At 34.0% G+C, this 15880-nt stretch carries 16 protein-coding genes; 5 read left to right on the top strand and 11 right to left on the bottom strand.

What is annotated here, in order from left to right:
• The first annotated feature begins 200 nt into the window (after nt 1-200).
• From HMPREF2811_RS02450 to HMPREF2811_RS02435, 4 genes are read left to right on the top strand one after another with little or no spacing between them, the layout of a single operon-like run.
• The gene (locus HMPREF2811_RS02450) at nt 201-935 is read left to right on the top strand and encodes an amino acid ABC transporter ATP-binding protein (protein ID WP_071407944.1); all 735 of its coding nucleotides are present in this window, start codon (nt 201-203) and stop codon (nt 933-935) included.
• A gap of 11 nt (nt 936-946) precedes the next feature.
• On the top strand, nt 947-1783 hold the full coding sequence (locus HMPREF2811_RS02445) for a transporter substrate-binding domain-containing protein (RefSeq protein ID WP_071407943.1): 837 nt from the start codon (nt 947-949) through the stop codon (nt 1781-1783).
• A gap of 1 nt (nt 1784) precedes the next feature.
• Nucleotides 1785-2435, top strand: coding sequence for an amino acid ABC transporter permease (locus HMPREF2811_RS02440; protein WP_071407942.1), 651 nt, complete (start codon nt 1785-1787; stop codon nt 2433-2435).
• An 11-nt stretch (nt 2436-2446) separates the two neighbouring features.
• Entirely contained in the window at nt 2447-3100 is a 654-nt protein-coding gene (locus HMPREF2811_RS02435) for an amino acid ABC transporter permease (protein ID WP_071407941.1), read from the top strand.
• Nucleotides 3101-3244: 144 nt separating this feature from the next.
• Here the strand turns inward: HMPREF2811_RS02435 and HMPREF2811_RS02430 are convergent, their stop codons facing one another.
• From HMPREF2811_RS02430 to HMPREF2811_RS02380, 11 genes are all read right to left on the bottom strand, one after another.
• Nucleotides 3245-5209 carry an alpha/beta hydrolase family protein gene (locus tag HMPREF2811_RS02430; protein WP_071407940.1) on the bottom strand — a complete coding sequence of 655 codons (1965 nt, stop codon included), beginning with the start codon at nt 5207-5209 and terminating at the stop codon, nt 3245-3247.
• Nucleotides 5210-5312: 103 nt separating this feature from the next.
• Complete coding sequence (locus HMPREF2811_RS02425) at nt 5313-6884, bottom strand: ATP-binding cassette domain-containing protein (RefSeq protein WP_071407939.1); 1572 nt, start codon at nt 6882-6884, stop codon at nt 5313-5315.
• Between the two features lie 10 nt (nt 6885-6894).
• The gene (locus HMPREF2811_RS02420) at nt 6895-7338 is read right to left on the bottom strand and encodes a helix-turn-helix domain-containing protein (RefSeq protein WP_071407938.1); all 444 of its coding nucleotides are present in this window, start codon (nt 7336-7338) and stop codon (nt 6895-6897) included.
• A 438-nt stretch (nt 7339-7776) separates the two neighbouring features.
• Nucleotides 7777-8382 carry a GNAT family N-acetyltransferase gene (locus tag HMPREF2811_RS02415; protein WP_246829795.1) on the bottom strand — a complete coding sequence of 202 codons (606 nt, stop codon included), beginning with the start codon at nt 8380-8382 and terminating at the stop codon, nt 7777-7779.
• Between the two features lie 3 nt (nt 8383-8385).
• Entirely contained in the window at nt 8386-8784 is a 399-nt protein-coding gene (locus HMPREF2811_RS11325; protein ID WP_071407937.1) for a GNAT family N-acetyltransferase, read from the bottom strand.
• Between the two features lie 40 nt (nt 8785-8824).
• Nucleotides 8825-9769: an exonuclease domain-containing protein gene (locus HMPREF2811_RS02405; RefSeq protein ID WP_071407936.1), complete on the bottom strand. Its 945-nt coding sequence runs from the start codon at nt 9767-9769 to the stop codon at nt 8825-8827.
• A gap of 151 nt (nt 9770-9920) precedes the next feature.
• Nucleotides 9921-11921 (bottom strand): FtsX-like permease family protein, encoded by a 2001-nt coding sequence (locus HMPREF2811_RS02400; RefSeq protein ID WP_071407935.1) that lies wholly within the window; start codon nt 11919-11921, stop codon nt 9921-9923.
• 2 nt (nt 11922-11923) lie between these two features.
• Nucleotides 11924-12682: an ABC transporter ATP-binding protein gene (locus tag HMPREF2811_RS02395; protein WP_071407934.1), complete on the bottom strand. Its 759-nt coding sequence runs from the start codon at nt 12680-12682 to the stop codon at nt 11924-11926.
• A gap of 88 nt (nt 12683-12770) precedes the next feature.
• Entirely contained in the window at nt 12771-13685 is a 915-nt protein-coding gene (locus tag HMPREF2811_RS02390; protein ID WP_168164928.1) for a sensor histidine kinase, read from the bottom strand.
• Nucleotides 13678-14361 carry a response regulator transcription factor gene (locus HMPREF2811_RS02385; protein ID WP_071407933.1) on the bottom strand — a complete coding sequence of 228 codons (684 nt, stop codon included), beginning with the start codon at nt 14359-14361 and terminating at the stop codon, nt 13678-13680. Before HMPREF2811_RS02385 ends, HMPREF2811_RS02390 begins: the two co-directional genes overlap by 8 nt.
• A 44-nt stretch (nt 14362-14405) precedes the next feature.
• Nucleotides 14406-14639 carry a hypothetical protein gene (locus HMPREF2811_RS02380; protein WP_066126800.1) on the bottom strand — a complete coding sequence of 78 codons (234 nt, stop codon included), beginning with the start codon at nt 14637-14639 and terminating at the stop codon, nt 14406-14408.
• Nucleotides 14640-15051: 412 nt separating this feature from the next.
• Here HMPREF2811_RS02380 and HMPREF2811_RS02375 point away from each other — a divergent pair, with 412 nt between their 5' ends.
• On the top strand, nt 15052-15432 hold the full coding sequence (locus tag HMPREF2811_RS02375) for a hypothetical protein (RefSeq protein ID WP_071407932.1): 381 nt from the start codon (nt 15052-15054) through the stop codon (nt 15430-15432).
• Nucleotides 15433-15880 lie beyond the last annotated feature (448 nt).

Below are 15880 nucleotides of genomic sequence, written 5' to 3'. Positions count from 1 at the left end.
CAAATTGGGTAATCTTATTGTAACTTTTATACTTTATCAAGTGGATGACTAGCGAGTTCTCAAACAGTCAATTAAAGAATTAATTTGCAGTTAGTTTTGTATTTCAATGTAATATTATCTAACATCTTTTGGAACATGAAACTTTATTTAATCTCATTTTAATGTTATTGTAACAATAAAACTTTTAGGAGGTATCAACTATGACAATCGAATTTAAACAAGTTGATAAATACTACGGAAACTATCATGCACTGAAAAATATTAATTTAAAGATTGATACGGGAGAGGTTGTCGTATTGATTGGCCCTTCAGGTTCGGGAAAAAGTACCCTATTAAGAACAATTAATGGCTTAGAAACCATTGATAGTGGCGAACTATGGGTAGATGACACGCAATTAAATACGCCAAAGATCGATTTAAAAAATATCCGTAAACATATTGGGATGGTGTTCCAACATTTCGAACTTTATCCTCACATGACCGTTTTAGAAAATATTACCTTAGCACCGATGAAAGTACTAAAGACTTCTAAAGACGATGCAGAAAAACTAGCGAAAGAACTCTTAGATCAAGTCGGAATGCTAGATAAGATGGATAGCTACCCTACAATGTTATCTGGTGGACAAAAACAACGTGTTGCAATCGCTAGAGCGATGGCAATGAAACCAAACATTATGTTATTTGATGAACCGACCTCAGCACTCGATCCAGAAATGGTAGGCGAAGTTTTAGAAGTTATGAACTCTGTAGCAAAGGCAGCCGATATAACATTGGTTGTCGTTACTCACGAGATGGGGTTTGCAAAAGAAGTTTCCGACCGCGTTATCTTTATGGATCAAGGTGAAATAGTGGAAGATAGTCCTTCTGACGATTTCTTTGCTCAACCAAAAGAAGAAAGAGCAATCCAATTCCTAAGTAAAATTATTCGTCATTAAGAGGTGATTGTATGAAGTCTTATAAAAAATATAGTAAAACAATCGCGTATTTATTATTTATAGCTATTATAGCCTTTTTTCTCATAGTCTTTAACCAAGCAGCTTCAAAATCATTAACTAAAGATGTTGCTGAACGATTATCTGGAAATGATCATACAATCCTTTGGGGCGTTAAAAATGATACAAAATTATTTGGGTATTATAATGTTGAAACTCAAGAAATTGAAGGATTCGATATCGATATTGCGAAGGAATTAACCAGACGCATTACCGGTGATGCTGAAAATGCTCGTTTTATTGAAGTCACCAGTAAAACCCGTATTCCATTATTAAAAAACGGCAATATCGACGCAATTATCGCTACCATGACCATCACAGATGCTCGTAAAAAAGTCGTCGACTTTAGTGATGTCTATTTTGCAGCGGGGCAATCTTTATTAGTTGCTAATGATACTAATATTAATTCTGTTAAAGATTTAACGGCTGAGCATACGGTTATTACGGTTAAAGGATCAACTAGTGCTAAAAATATTCGTGAAGCTGCACCCGCAGCCAATATCATCGAATTAGAAACCTATGCCGATGGCTTTACCGCACTAAAAGCAGGTCAAGGTGATGCCGTTACGACTGATAATGCCATTCTTTTAGGATTATTAGTTGGAAATGACGGTTATCGTGTCGTCAGTGAAAACTTTACCGATGAACCTTATGGGATTGCAGTTAATAAACAACAAGAAGGATTTTTAGCTCAGATTAATCAACATCTTGCCGACATGCAGGCCGATGGAACTTACGACCAAATCTATAATAAATGGTTTGGAGAATTATTAGCGAAAGGAGCTGAGTAAGATGATTGAACTTTTTAATACTTATTCAGGACAATTTTTATCTGGATTTGGTTACACATTATTAGCCTCCCTAATTGTTCTAATAGTTAGCTTTATCATTGGGATTGGTATGGCCATTGCTCAAACTTCTGATAACAAACTACTTAGTGGCTTCGCTACTGCTTACATCGAAGTTTTTCGTAACATTCCCCTTTTGATTATTGTCATGTTTTTCTATGTCGTTGTGCCCTTATCAGGAATTGATATTAGCGGTTTTATGTCAGGAGTTATTGGTTTAAGTATTTATACCTCCTCTTTCGTGGCTGACGTCGTAAAAAGCGGCATTACATCGATTCCATCGGGACAAAGAGAAGCCGGTTTAGCTAGTGGTTTATCTAAAAATCAAGTGATGTTTTTAATTATCTTGCCTCAAGCATTAAAATTGGTGTTACCACCATTAGGCAATCAAATGATTAACCTCGTCAAAAACTCCTCTATCTTCGCAATGGTGGCTGGCCTAGATTTAATGTATCAAGGCGACTTAATTGTCAGTGAAACCTATAATGTATTTGGCACCTATATTATCGTTGGAATCTTCTACTTAATTATTACGGTACCTATCAGTTTAATGGTTAAACAATTAGAAGAACGCCAAAGTCGTACAAGTAGATAGGAGGAATTTAGATGACGACACTTTTATTTATTTCAGGCAATCAATTTTCTTTCTTATTAAATGGTTTATGGGTCACAATTGGTGTTGCTGCTATCACAATCATTTTGAGTTTGATATTTGGTATTATTTTAGGGACCTTACGCTATGAAAATATTCCGATTATATCATATTTACTCGCCCTACTCATTGATACTATTCGTAATCTACCTTTATTACTAATCATTTTCTTTACATACTTTGCGCTACCACAAATTGGTATTCGTTTATCTATTTTTTGGTCAGCAGTAACTGCCATGACCATTTTCGAGTCGGCAATGATTTCAGAAATTATCCGCGCTGGACTAAAAGGACTACCTAGCGGACAAAAAGAAGCTGGATACGCATCCGGGTTAATTACTTGGCAAGTCTTAACCTTAATCTTATTACCACAAGCAATGCGTAATATGATATCTGCCATCGTTAGTCAATTAATTGCCTTAATTAAAGATACCTCTTTAGCTACTATCATCGCCTTACCAGAAATTATGCATAATGCAAAAATCATTTATAACCAAGATGTCGATGTTATTTTACAAGTATTCTTTATTTCCGCAGTGCTATACTTCATTGTTTGTTATTCCTTATCATTAGTTGCCCGTCGATATGAAGTAAAGAAACCGGTTTAGAAAACAGCATTTTTATATTCGATAGCAAAACCTAATAGTCGCTGCTCGCAAGCTACTCAAATTGACTAAAAAGCTCACTTAGAAACTAATAACGAGTCTTCTAAGTGAGCTTTTAATATAGCCTATTATATAATTTGATTCAGTTTATTGATGTTGGTCGAACCATTCTTTTACATGTTTTAGTCGCTCCATTCTCAAATTAGGAATACCTGCACGTGACAGTCCATGACTTGATTGTGGGTATAATATTAAGTCTGATTCTACTCCATGCTTTTTCATCGCAATATACATTTGTTCCGCTTGTTCTTGAGGACATCTTAAATCACTTTGACCGTGTAAGAAACGGATTGGTGTCTTGACCTTATTAGCATAGGCAAGTGGTGATAACTTCCACAAACCTTCAATGTCCGAAAAATCTCGCTGCAATTGATATTCAACAAAAAACATCCCAATGTCACTCACACCATAAAAACTTATCCAATTAGAGATAGAACGTTGACTAACTGCCGCTTTAAAACGATTAGTATGGCTTACAATCCAGTTGGTCATAAAGCCTCCATAACTCCCACCAGCTACAAATAATCGTTGTTGATCGATTTCAGGATGTTGCGCTAAGACGTAATCGACTCCTAGCATTAAATCATCGAAGTCATGGTTACCATAATCTCCCAAAATTGCGGCTACGAATTCTTGACCATAGCCACTACCACCTCGTGGATTTAACATCATAACGCCATATCCGGACTGAGCTAAGGCTTGCATTTCATGGAAGAAACTTTCCCCATAAGCAACTTGCGGTCCACCATGAATATATAAGATAGCCGCATGCTCTTTTTCTTTTGTAATAGGCGGCAAATACCAACCTTGAAGCTCCCAATTATCATAACCTTTAAACCAAAAGCGTTCTGGGTCCACAATATGATGCTCTGATTCAAATTGTTTATTCGGATTATACAAATCTTTTACTGCCTTGCCTGCATCTACTACCGCTAAGCGACTGGGGATTGTTGGTGTCGAATAAGTAATATAGTAACCTTCTAATGCCGCAACTCCTGAGGTAATATGCAATGACTTGGCAAACTTTTCTACTACTCTGCCCCTAAGATTCCCTTCAAACAAATGAATCTCACCTTTGACAGTTGCTGAAAAGATAAACCGTTCATCATCTAGCCATTTACATTCAAAACCATGAACCGCTTGTTGAAAATCCGCAACTAAACTATCACCTAAATCATATTCAAATTCTGGTAATACATTGGTTAACTTTTGCGTAGCGACTTCATAAACATATAATTTTGAATGCGTTACAAAACCATAAGTAAAACCATTGGTGAATAATAAATAATGCGTTTCGCTTGGATTTAACGCTACAAAACTAGCTGAGGCGAATGCTTTAGTTGGTTCAAATGTCTCAAAGTTCTTGGCTTTTAAATCAATCGACTTAATTGCCCCTTTAGCAAAAGCAAACTCATCCTCATTAGCTTGGTTGATATTGACAAAAAGTTTCGATTCATCTTTCGTAAGGTCCGCAAGACTTACAGCATAAGGCAAAACAATTACCTCATCAACTGCTTTCGTGGTCACCGAAACTTTATAAATCGCATAGGTTAAATTCGTTTTAACGAATCCGGCACCATCATTTTTATAAGTAATTTTTTCAATATGTGTCGGTTGTGGAAGGTCTTTTGAGGAATTATCGTTATTCTCATCAACATCTGTTGTTTCTTTTTTGGACACCTGATAATAGACTGATTGACTGTCCTTTGACCAGAGATAACTCATAATGTCTGATTCTTCGCTGGTTAACTGAATTGGACTGCCCCCATCCAAAGGCATCAAAAACAATTGTAACTTTTCATTACCTTCAATTTTAGCGGTATAACTGATATAAGTCTGATTAGGTGAAATGTCAAAATCTTGTACGGAAACATGATTTGGACTCCAGATTTTTATTTTTTCTGTTTCTAAATCATAACTTTTAATTTCACCAAAATAATCATTTTCCTTTTTACGCATTTGAGTTTCAATAAAGAACACTTTGTTTTGTGCTACTTTAGGATTCGCCAAACTTTTTAACTCAAAGAGACTTTCATTAGTAATTTTCTTCATTCTTTTCCTCCACACATAAAATTATTTAGCATTGTTAATAGTTTACCTCTTTTTGAGTTGTTTTTCCATTATTAAATCGACAATAACAATCAATGAGTAGTGGCTAGCCTAATTTTACCACACGATTGCAATACACTTGCTTAGTCTGATCATGCGTAATTACAAAGACAATAGCTTCGCTAAAAGTTGCTTTTAACAATTGATAGATGGCTTCAGATGTTTTATGATCAATGGCACTAGTACTCTCATCAATAATGATGATATCTGGGTTAGATAAAAGCAAACGCGCAATCGCAATGCGTTGTTTTTCACCACCAGAGAGATTATTTCCCGAATTTAAAATGAATGTTTGCCAGTTTTTTGTTCTTAAAATTGAACTTAAAATTTGACTGTCTTCAATCATTTCTTTTTCTTTTGGTGACAAACATCGTCCCAATCCAATATTTTCTTCTAAGGTTTTATTAAAAATTGGAATTTCTTGTGTCACATAAGCAATCCTTTTTCTTAAACTGGCTTTTTCAAAACAATTGAGCGGTACATGATTAATTTTGATACCCGTACTTTCTCTTAAACCTAACAATAATTTGACCAATGAACTCTTTCCTACTCCTGAAGGTCCTGCAATATGAATCCAATCACCTTTATAAAAAACTTGGTGCACTGGTATCTGGAACCGCTGCTCTTCTATTTGGTATCGTACTTCTGTCATCTCGACCTGAGTGACTTCCGTTAAAGTTTGACCTGCTGACTCTACTTCAACAAATGGCGTTATTTCTTTCTCAAGGTACTCTTTAGACACTCGTAATGATGAAAAATCAAGATTGGCGCTATTCAATTCCCTTAATGCTTGAAAAAAGGTGGGCAACACAATACTAGTAGTTAACAAGTGCGTAATCGAACTTTGGTTTCTTGCCACTGATAATGTTATGGCAATATAGATCGAATATTGAATACATTGATTTAACATCCCGATAAGATTGGATGAGATACCTGCAAATTTATTGGTCTCAGCAAGCGTTTGATAGGAATGATATAAATCGGAGCTAATCAAATTTTGAATTTGCTGTTTATTTGATCTCGTTTTTAAAAATTCCACATTAGTTAACGCTTGAATAATATTTTGTTGTGTCTTGTTAAAGGTCTTTTGAAATAAGGCCATGCGTCTTGACAATTCTTGATTAATTTTCTTAAAGCCAAAATAGTTGATTGGAATTAAGGTAATTAAGGCAATAAACACGTTCATGTCAATCCACCAAGCAATAATTAGGGAAATAATGATTAAAATGAGTGCTAATGAGAATGTCGCTAGACCACCAGAGAGAAAAAAGTAAATTGAATCAACCATTTCAAAAAATCGTGTCACAATAGAGGTTGTTCCTAATTTTAGAATGGCATCATATTTCATTTGTTGGAGTTTAAAGACCTGGTCTAAATAAAGCTCCACTTTATATTGTGTCATCAATTTTTCAAATAAAATACTCAGTACTGATTGGAGCAGAAATGAACCTAGCATAACAAATCCAAAAACAAATAAAATAGTACTAGTATCCATTGACAATAAACTTTGATTATTAGGAACCAATAAGGGAATAACAATACGTGATAAGACAATGGTTATCACATTTATCAGTATTATCAAATAAATTTTCGGACCAATTTTCTTTAATAATTGCATGATTATTCACCTAATCCTTTAATACTTGTACTATGCTTTCACTTAATAAAGCAAATCCGCCCAATAGACCATTAAAATTAAATACAGCTTGAGTCTCACCTATTCTTTTATAAAAAAAGCGATATTGATACTCTGGTTTATCTGATATTAACTGATTCATTAAAGTCAAAATATTTTCAATCCCTTTTTCAAGTAAATGCGCAGTAGTAAATATTTGTTTAATTTCTAGATTAAAGTGTTCAACTCTTTCAAAGTTTTCATTTGAATTTGATTTGAACTGTTGCTCTTCTTGTTGAATATAATGCTCAATATCAGCTTGAGTAAAATTCCAACGACCACCAAATTTAGTACCTTTTAATTTACCTTCTTTTAAATAATTACGAATCGTCCGCGTTGTCACGCCTAACATTTCTGCCACTTCTTTTCCAGTATAATATGTTTGTTCGGAATTCATATTGGTTCCCCCTTTTTTATTTTCCTATATTTTCCTACTTTCCTTTTCCTATATTTTCCTACATTATATAAGAAAAGTCAATGATATACTGTCATTTTCTATCAATGATGAATAGTTATATTCAAATATTTTATTGCGATGTGCATCTCTACCTTGATTTTATAATTTATTTAGTTTCAAAAAAATTCCCCCTAAAGTAGTTTACTTTTTAAGTATCTACTTTAGGGAGAGTATATCAATATGTATACTTCAGTTGTTTTAATTATAAAAGATAAACTATTTTAACAAGGTAAAAGCAACACCTTGTAGCTCTTTGGCGTCTTTAAATCCGACGGACTCATAAAATTTTCTCGTTTTTTCCATTTCATCGGTTAATAAAAGCATTTGATAAACGTTAGAGAAGACATTGATGATTTTTTAAGCTAAGTTGTTCCGATCCTAGTCAATTTCTTTAATAAATCTTTTTTGAAGTTTATTCGAACGGTAGTCAATTGCCTCGTAAAAAGCATGCGCTTCATGACGGTAATCCGCAGAATTTAAATGAATAAATGATAATTGATTATTTTTAGCAAGTGTTTCAACTGCTGCCATTAACTGTCGTCCAATCCCTCGACCTTGATACGTTGGTAATACAGCTAAACCTAAGATATTTAATCCATCTTCGAAGTAAACTGCCTGATAGCGTTCTGCTTGCACGAAGCCTACCACTTTTTCCATCTCAACATCTACATATACAAGAATGATTTGGTTCGATTGATTCCATAATTTTGTGAGCTTAGACTTAACTTCGTCACTGGTACAATCATACTCCAATGAAACCTGGCTCAATTCAGCAATGGCATCCGCATCTGTTACTTTTGCCCGACGAATGTTAGAAATCTTCTCTCGTTCTATTAAACTATTTCGCAATAAATCTTGGCCTCTATCCCACTCATCTCTTAAGACACCATATTTGACTGAATCATAGTAAACACCTTCAAAATATCTTACTTTTCGAATGCACGCTTCTTGTATCATCCCAATTTTCTCGGCCGCACGCATCATTCTTTAATTACCCGACCAAGTCGTTAAACCAACCCGTTGTATTTCAGGAAAATCATTAAATGTTTGGGTCACCCACTGGGTTAATGCCATGGATCCATTCCCTTTTGCCCACCCATTCGATTGATAAATAATAATCCCAATCTCCATCCAACGCGTCATTTTATTTTCCCAATAACGTGACACCATACCAATCGGCTTATTATCAATATAGATACCTCGACAAGTTTCGGACTTTAAATAGTCAAAAGCTTGGCTTTGTTTGAATTCTTCATAAGTTTGATAAGAACGATATTCAACGTAATAAGGAGCATTCAATTTTGACCATTCTGGATATTTTTCTTGAAAACCAATTTCCCAAATTATTTTTAAATCTTGTTCATTAAAAGACTTTAAATCTATCATAAAATGAAAATCCTTCTTTTATAGAGAATCTTTACTTTCCTTACAACCGTTCCAATATATCAGCTTCTGATAAAATCATGATCGGATGACCCTCTTCTATCAACTGGCGAGCCTTACGTTGTTTTTCTACCAAACCAATTTCATCTTGATATTTTGGGTCTTGCCAACCTTCGATTAGAACATCCGTCGTTTTACTGACTGTTGATTTTAAAACGGCACCATGATAACGTACTTTCATCATTAATTCATCTTTTCCAGTTTCAAACTCACCCGTTAAGACTACATTTTTACTTTGTAACCAATGGTCTGAATATTCTTCCTTTGGTGGAACTTGATTAACATCCGTAATTTTCAAGGATTTTTTAAATTTCTGAAACTTCGGCTTGAAATGATTTGCGGTCGTCGTATTATACCGGCTGATCGGTTTGACCAATACTTGATGCCTTTTTAAAAATTCGTCAAAATCATCCGTACGATATTCTTTCATCGTCTCAATTAAAATTTTTGCGGTTACTTCAGCGTCAGCCATCGCATTATGAGCCTCAAAAGTAAAGTCAAACTGACGCGCTAAGGCACTTAATTTCATCACTTGATTACGATAACTTGGGTTAAAGAACATGGCATCAAATGTCTTAAATTCTGGAACCTTGATGCCATAATGCCGTGCTGATTCAAGCAGAACTCCCATATCAAATTGACTATTATAAGCTGAGATGTAACGAGATGAATTGATTTTTGATTCTATCTCAGACCAAAGCTCACCAAATGTTGGTGCCGTTGCGGTATCCTTCGAGGTAATACCATGCACGCGTATATTGGACTGAGCATAACGATTTCCTGGAGGTTGAATTAAACTATAAAATCGTTCAACAATTTGAAGTTCTTTAATAAATGCCATGCCAATAGAACAGGCTGAGTTATTATAATGTGTTGCGGTCTCAAAATCGATAACACAACAATCAAATTGTTTTAGTACTTCTGTCATGACTAACCCACCTTTTTTTATTTTTGCTCTTTTATTATAGCACGTGTACTCTGGAGAGAATAGCAAAGGGAGCGAGCTCTTGAAGTAGTTTCAACTTCTGGCTCACTCCCAATAGATTAATTTTTACCGTGAAAATATCATTAACGATAAATTAGTCAATCTTTTCTTCATTCACAATTTTATAATAAACACTTGATGTAACACGATACACAATGTAATAGATTATCACAAAGATGATAATGACGATAATATAAGGGATAAAGAATTGTGATAATTGGTAAATACCAAACAAACCTAAAAGTCGATAAATAATTTTACTTGCGACTAAACCATGGATAACGGCTACAATAATCGGTAAGGCAAATAGCCAAAACGTTTGTTGTTTAATCGTCGTTTTAATCATGTCTTCTGGTAAACCGACTTGTTTCATAACTTGGAAGTTGGCTTTATCATCATATCCTTCGGTAATTTGTTTATAATAAATCATTAAGACAGTACCGACGAGTAATACCACACCAATCATAATCCCTAAAAATAGGAACCCTCCATTAAATTGATAAGTCTCTTTACGGGTCTGTTCAACGCTTAATATACCTTGAGCGTCCCCAGCAAAAACAGTTGCTATCTTATCTTTTAGAGCGTCACTATCTTTCGTAACATCAAAAGAAATTCTAAAACCGCCTGGCTCCATAACCGGATTCTCTGGTTGATAATATTTACCAAGTTCCATCATCTCTTTTCTACTCGCTACAATAAGTTGGACATAATCAATAACAACATTGGTATGAATAGGGTCATTATTATATTGGATTCGATACTCTCTCCCCGCAATATTGAGCACTTTCTTATCTTTGAAAACCCCATTCAAATCATTTAATAATATTTCGCTTTCATTCAATTGATGCTTAGTCCCATGCAATTGATTATAATCTTCTAAGGTCATAATCGTTCCAATAAAAAACAGATTTTTAGACTTAATCTCGTTATTTGCTAATTTTTCTAAAGTGTTCATATCCTTTGATGATAATTTAAAATTTGTAAAAATACTTTCAGTTAGATAAACATCCTTTACTTCTGAAATGTCTGATAATTGATTTATTTGTTCTTGAAGCGATTCTTTCTTTGCTGAAATAGCGTCTGGACTTTCATCTAAAAAATAATCATGATCATAAGAATAAACTTCATAATCGCGTACATGGCGCATTTTTATAGTATCTTCAATCCCGCCATAAATCGCAATGGTACTTCCTAACGCTAACATAAATCCTGTACTTAAAATGGCAATACTTGCTAAACTTATGGCATTTGAACGAATTCGGTATAACATTCCAGATATTGATAAGAAATGGTTTGGCTGATAATAGTAGTTCTTATTGTTCTTAAATCGATTTAATACAAATGAGATTAACGTCATAAATAAGAAATAGGTTGCCATCATCACGAGTAACACAGCAATAAAGAACATTAAAATTGAATCAAGAAGACCTTTAGTCGTCCAAGCAATATAGTAACCTGAACCTAGTGCTGTCAATCCTGAAATTAACCAAAACCATTGAAACTTCCCAGTTTTTTCTCCAGATTCTTGTTGTCCTATTAAATCAATTGGATTTAACAAGCTTACTCTGAATGTCTGAAATAAATATAATACAAATAATATCCCCGCCAACACAATTGCTACTACTGAGATAGCATACCAAGAAAGTGGATAATCGCCTAAGGTGGTAGCTGCATCTTTAAGCAGATTCGTCATCACTTTAAACATAATCGTCCCAACTAATTGCCCCATTACAATACTTAATAAACCAATCACGACGAAGTTAATGAGTTGCTCAATCAGAATGACCATTGAAATATGTAACTTCTCGAACCCTAGAATAGAATATAATGAAAATTCTTTACTTCTTCTTTTCGCAATAAAAGTTTGACCATAAGTGGTAAAGATAATAGCCAATAAAGCTACAATAAAAACGCCAAGCCCCATTAAGATTGGTAAATCAGTATGTCTTTCTGTAACAAACTTATTTGTCTTTAATGAAGCCATAACGTAAAGTATCGCAAACATTAAACTACTGGCCAATACGAAGGGAATCTGTAATTGATGATTGGCTTTTAAGTTTCGCCACGCAAGTTGTAAATAAAGTCCTAATTTCATATTTATTCGCCACCTTGATTCATAGCGGTTAAACTATCTGCAATTCGTTCTTGGAACGCTTGTACCGAATCATTGCCACGATAGATTTCATGAAAGATAATCCCATCTTTAATAAATAACACACGATTGGACATTGCTGCCGCTTTGATCGAATGAGTTACCATTAAAATCGTTTGCCCCATCTCATTTAATGACTGGAATAATTCTAAAATTGTTTGCGATGTTTTCGAATCCAATGCTCCCGTTGGCTCATCGGCTAATAAAATATCCGGTTGCGTAATAATCGCTCTCGCAATCGCAATACGTTGACGTTGTCCTCCTGATATTTGGTACGGAAACTTCTCTAATAAGGATTCAATCCCTAAGATAGGGGTAATCTCTGATAAACGTTGTTCCATTTCGGTTATCTTTTTTTCCGAGAGAACTAATGGCAAGAGGATATTGTCTTTATTATTGAAGTTATTTAACACATTAAAATCCTGGAAAACAAACCCGAGACGTTCTCGACGGAACTTCGCAATATCTTTTGACTTAATCTCAGATAATGGTAAATTATTTAGTAGAACTTGTCCATTCGTCGGCTGATCTAATGTTGCGATTATATTTAGTAAGGTTGTTTTACCCGAACCAGACTCCCCCATGATTGAGACAAATTCACCTTCATTGACTTCGAAGTTAACTTTTTTAAGAGCTTTCGTTAGCACACCAAAACCTTTTTTACCATATACTTTCTCAACATTTTGTATTTTTAATAATGACATTTTGCTCACTCCTTTGATTTGTTAACTTAAGTTTACCGGATATCAAGAGTAGCTGCCTTTATCTAATCTAACAAAAACAAGTCTAATCTTACATTTTTGCAAGATTAAACTTGATATAGAAAATAGAACCTTTATCCAGTTCTGATTCAACTCTAACAGGTTGTGTTAAGCGTTCTGAGATTAGATCGACTAAATATAACCCCAGACCACTGGCTTTTTCATGTAAACGTCCGTTAAAGCCAACATAGCCTTTATCAAAGATTTTAGTCAAATCACTTGCTTGTATACCAATACCATTGTCTTGAATTGCCAACTCTTGTGTTGCCTCATTAAAATATATTGATATTTTTGCGTCATTTTCATTTTGGCAGTATTTCAACGCGTTTGAAAGAATTTGTTCAATCATCAGGGAGCTCCAGTGACCGTCGGTAATCACCACTTGTATTAATCTCTCATATTCCAAACTCACATTATAATAAAAGAATTGGTATCGATATTTCTTAATCAGTGGACTTAACAATTCATCCAATGTTAACTTAGTAAACTCCAAATCCGTACCAGGATTCATTAATTTTATATATGATAATGCCATACCCGTGTATTTATCAATTTCGGTCATTAATAAGCGTAATTCATTGGCATTGTCACCGCACTCTTCTCTCAATAATAATTGCGCCCCCGCAATCGGCGTCTTCATCTGATGAAGCCAAGTCAGAAAATACGTCTCGGTTTCGAGTCGGATATGATGGAGTTCTTGTTTTAATTGGTGATTTTCATCTTGTAAAACTTGCAATTCTTCTTGTTGTAATTGGTCATGTTCAAAGCGAATTAAACTAATTACAAATAAAATCACGCCGACAAATAAGCTCAACCATAATATATATTGAATCATCTGTCCATCTAATTGGTAGACGATCATGACAACCATCGTTAAAACGACTGGTGTTACATACAAAAGCATAGATGGCCATTTTAATTTAAGATATTGTTTCAATCTATTCATTTTCATTCACCTTCAGAGCATAACCAAGTCCTTTTTTTGTTTGAATACTCATTTTGACATCTTGATCTTCCAAGCGTTTACGAATGCGCGAAATATTTACGGACAAAGTATTATCATCAATAAAATTAGCTTGATCCCAACAATGATCCATAATCGCTTCTCGCGAGACAAATCCACCTTTAGCTTCGATTAATGACTCCATGATTTGTAATTGAGTATGAGTTAATTCGACCGTTGTTCCTTCATAGAGAACACTCGCATTAGCAAAGTCGACACTTAACCCGCCGTAGCTCGTTTGTGGAGCTTCAACAGTATAATCATAAGAACGGCGAAGGAGCGCTTGGATTTTAGCCAAAGATAAACTTAAATCAATCGGCTTGGTTAAGTAATCGTCCGCACCCATTTGAATCGCCATCACTTGATCCATATTGTCCGCTCGAGAAGAAATAAAAATAATGGGTACTTTTGAAATTTGTCGAATTTGTTGACACCAATGATAGCCATTAAAAGCGGGCAACCCAATATCCATTAATACTAAATTAGGTTTAAAAGCTTCAAATTCTTCGATGACTTTGGTAAAGTCTTCAATTAAAGCAACTTGATATTGCCACTTTTCCAACTCGACTTTTAATTGTCGAGCAATTATTTTATCATCTTCAACAATGAGTATTTTCATAAGCCACCTCCTAAGTTATTTAACACTATTTTACTAAACTCATACTAACGTCGCTTTCTTCTTTTCCATTTGTCATAGATTAATAAAAGCCATTGAATCGGGTAATAAATAAGCACAAAAATGAAGGCTATTCTAATGACTGGATACATTAAATAGGGATTGCGCCAAATTTTATAATAGAGAATAATACCTAATACGATTAATAGAAAATGAAAAATACGACTCAGTCTACGCCTGATTAACCATTCACGGTCACTCATTTCTCGTTGTTTTCGCATATTACCGTCCTCCTTTTATGAAATAAATCACGTGATTTCTGTTAGATTTATCTTACCATTTTATAAACAAATAACCAATGATAAATGACTGAATTAATGTTCAATAGCTTTAATTATAATGAAAAATTGCTGCTCATAATTGATAATCTGCGACTATATACTTTTGAAAATATTGTGGTAATCATTAGGAAATATAGACTCGAATCTTTTCAGCCCTGAATATTATGTGCCTTCTTAATTACAGTTTCTTCCATAAGCAAGCATAAATTTTTAAAAGTTTAAAATTATTTTGACTTTTTTAAAAGTTTTTGGTAATTTATAATTGAAGTAAGTTTTATAATTTGGGTATTCATCATCAATCAAATATTTTTTGTCCAAGGGCCATTGAAAATATTATAGGAGGTAGAAAATCATGAAAAAATTTCTGAAAAATTTACTATTTTTTGTTGGTTTAATATTAACATTTACTAATGCTACATCAGTAAATGCTACGTCTCTTATTGATGATTATAGTATTGATAAAGGGGCAATTGTACAACCGCTACATTATGAAGACGCAAGAAATTTCAAAAAATATAACTATCAAATTTTGTCCGATTGGTATTTTGCCTACCAAGTTTCGCCTGGAATTAACACCCCAATTGGATCCATTGAAAGAACTTACAATGTTTTTTGGAGAGATGTTTCATATACAGTAGAATACGATGTTTATGACAGATATTCTGGAGCGTTTATTAGACATGTCAAAAGAACACAATACACTAAAGAAGAGGATTGGCGTGTGGTTTATTAGTATAAAGGAGTGGTAAGATGAAACTTTTGGAATCGAACATAACAAAATTTGTTTTGATGATAATATATTTCCTGTTACCTATTGTCAGTTTACACCTAAATTTACCCACCTCAAACATAATAATAAATAATAAAATCAGTTCTATCATCTCACTCATTTTAATCTTAATTTTTTACAAAATGCAACTTTCAATGAACAAACTCATTTTAGGACTCTACCTTTATTACTTCATTTTTCTAATTCTAGCAACAAGCGGAATTTTTTCCTAAAATCAATAGTTGAAAGAATAAATTATAGTATGTCTATTAATTAAGATGTGCTGTTACACTAAAAATTGAATACCCAATTTACAAACCTACAAAAGCAAAGAAACAGTTCAAAATGTATGTTTCTTTGCTTTTTTTGATATTTCATGCGTAAGCGTCCCATAACAGAGTATCTATCATTA

This window comes from Globicatella sp. HMSC072A10, assembly GCF_001811625.1.
Classification (GTDB): domain Bacteria; phylum Bacillota; class Bacilli; order Lactobacillales; family Aerococcaceae; genus Globicatella; species Globicatella sanguinis.
This window is presented reverse-complemented; position numbering and strand designations above follow the sequence as displayed.

Excerpts from the sequence above, each read along its gene's own strand:
- HMPREF2811_RS02450 (WP_071407944.1), top strand. The coding sequence starts at position 201 with ATGACAATCGAATTTAAACAAGTTGATAAATACTACGGAAACTATCAT.
- HMPREF2811_RS02445 (WP_071407943.1), top strand. The coding sequence starts at position 947 with ATGAAGTCTTATAAAAAATATAGTAAAACAATCGCGTATTTATTATTT.
- HMPREF2811_RS02440 (WP_071407942.1), top strand. The coding sequence starts at position 1,785 with ATGATTGAACTTTTTAATACTTATTCAGGACAATTTTTATCTGGATTT.
- HMPREF2811_RS02435 (WP_071407941.1), top strand. The coding sequence starts at position 2,447 with ATGACGACACTTTTATTTATTTCAGGCAATCAATTTTCTTTCTTATTA.
- HMPREF2811_RS02430 (WP_071407940.1), bottom strand. The coding sequence starts at position 5,209 with ATGAAGAAAATTACTAATGAAAGTCTCTTTGAGTTAAAAAGTTTGGCG.
- HMPREF2811_RS02425 (WP_071407939.1), bottom strand. The coding sequence starts at position 6,884 with ATGCAATTATTAAAGAAAATTGGTCCGAAAATTTATTTGATAATACTG.
- HMPREF2811_RS02420 (WP_071407938.1), bottom strand. The coding sequence starts at position 7,338 with ATGAATTCCGAACAAACATATTATACTGGAAAAGAAGTGGCAGAAATG.
- HMPREF2811_RS02415 (WP_246829795.1), bottom strand. The coding sequence starts at position 8,382 with ATGATGCGTGCGGCCGAGAAAATTGGGATGATACAAGAAGCGTGCATT.
- HMPREF2811_RS11325 (WP_071407937.1), bottom strand. The coding sequence starts at position 8,784 with ATGATAGATTTAAAGTCTTTTAATGAACAAGATTTAAAAATAATTTGG.
- HMPREF2811_RS02405 (WP_071407936.1), bottom strand. The coding sequence starts at position 9,769 with ATGACAGAAGTACTAAAACAATTTGATTGTTGTGTTATCGATTTTGAG.
- HMPREF2811_RS02400 (WP_071407935.1), bottom strand. The coding sequence starts at position 11,921 with ATGAAATTAGGACTTTATTTACAACTTGCGTGGCGAAACTTAAAAGCC.
- HMPREF2811_RS02395 (WP_071407934.1), bottom strand. The coding sequence starts at position 12,682 with ATGTCATTATTAAAAATACAAAATGTTGAGAAAGTATATGGTAAAAAA.
- HMPREF2811_RS02390 (WP_168164928.1), bottom strand. The coding sequence starts at position 13,685 with ATGAATAGATTGAAACAATATCTTAAATTAAAATGGCCATCTATGCTT.
- HMPREF2811_RS02385 (WP_071407933.1), bottom strand. The coding sequence starts at position 14,361 with ATGAAAATACTCATTGTTGAAGATGATAAAATAATTGCTCGACAATTA.
- HMPREF2811_RS02380 (WP_066126800.1), bottom strand. The coding sequence starts at position 14,639 with ATGCGAAAACAACGAGAAATGAGTGACCGTGAATGGTTAATCAGGCGT.
- HMPREF2811_RS02375 (WP_071407932.1), top strand. The coding sequence starts at position 15,052 with ATGAAAAAATTTCTGAAAAATTTACTATTTTTTGTTGGTTTAATATTA.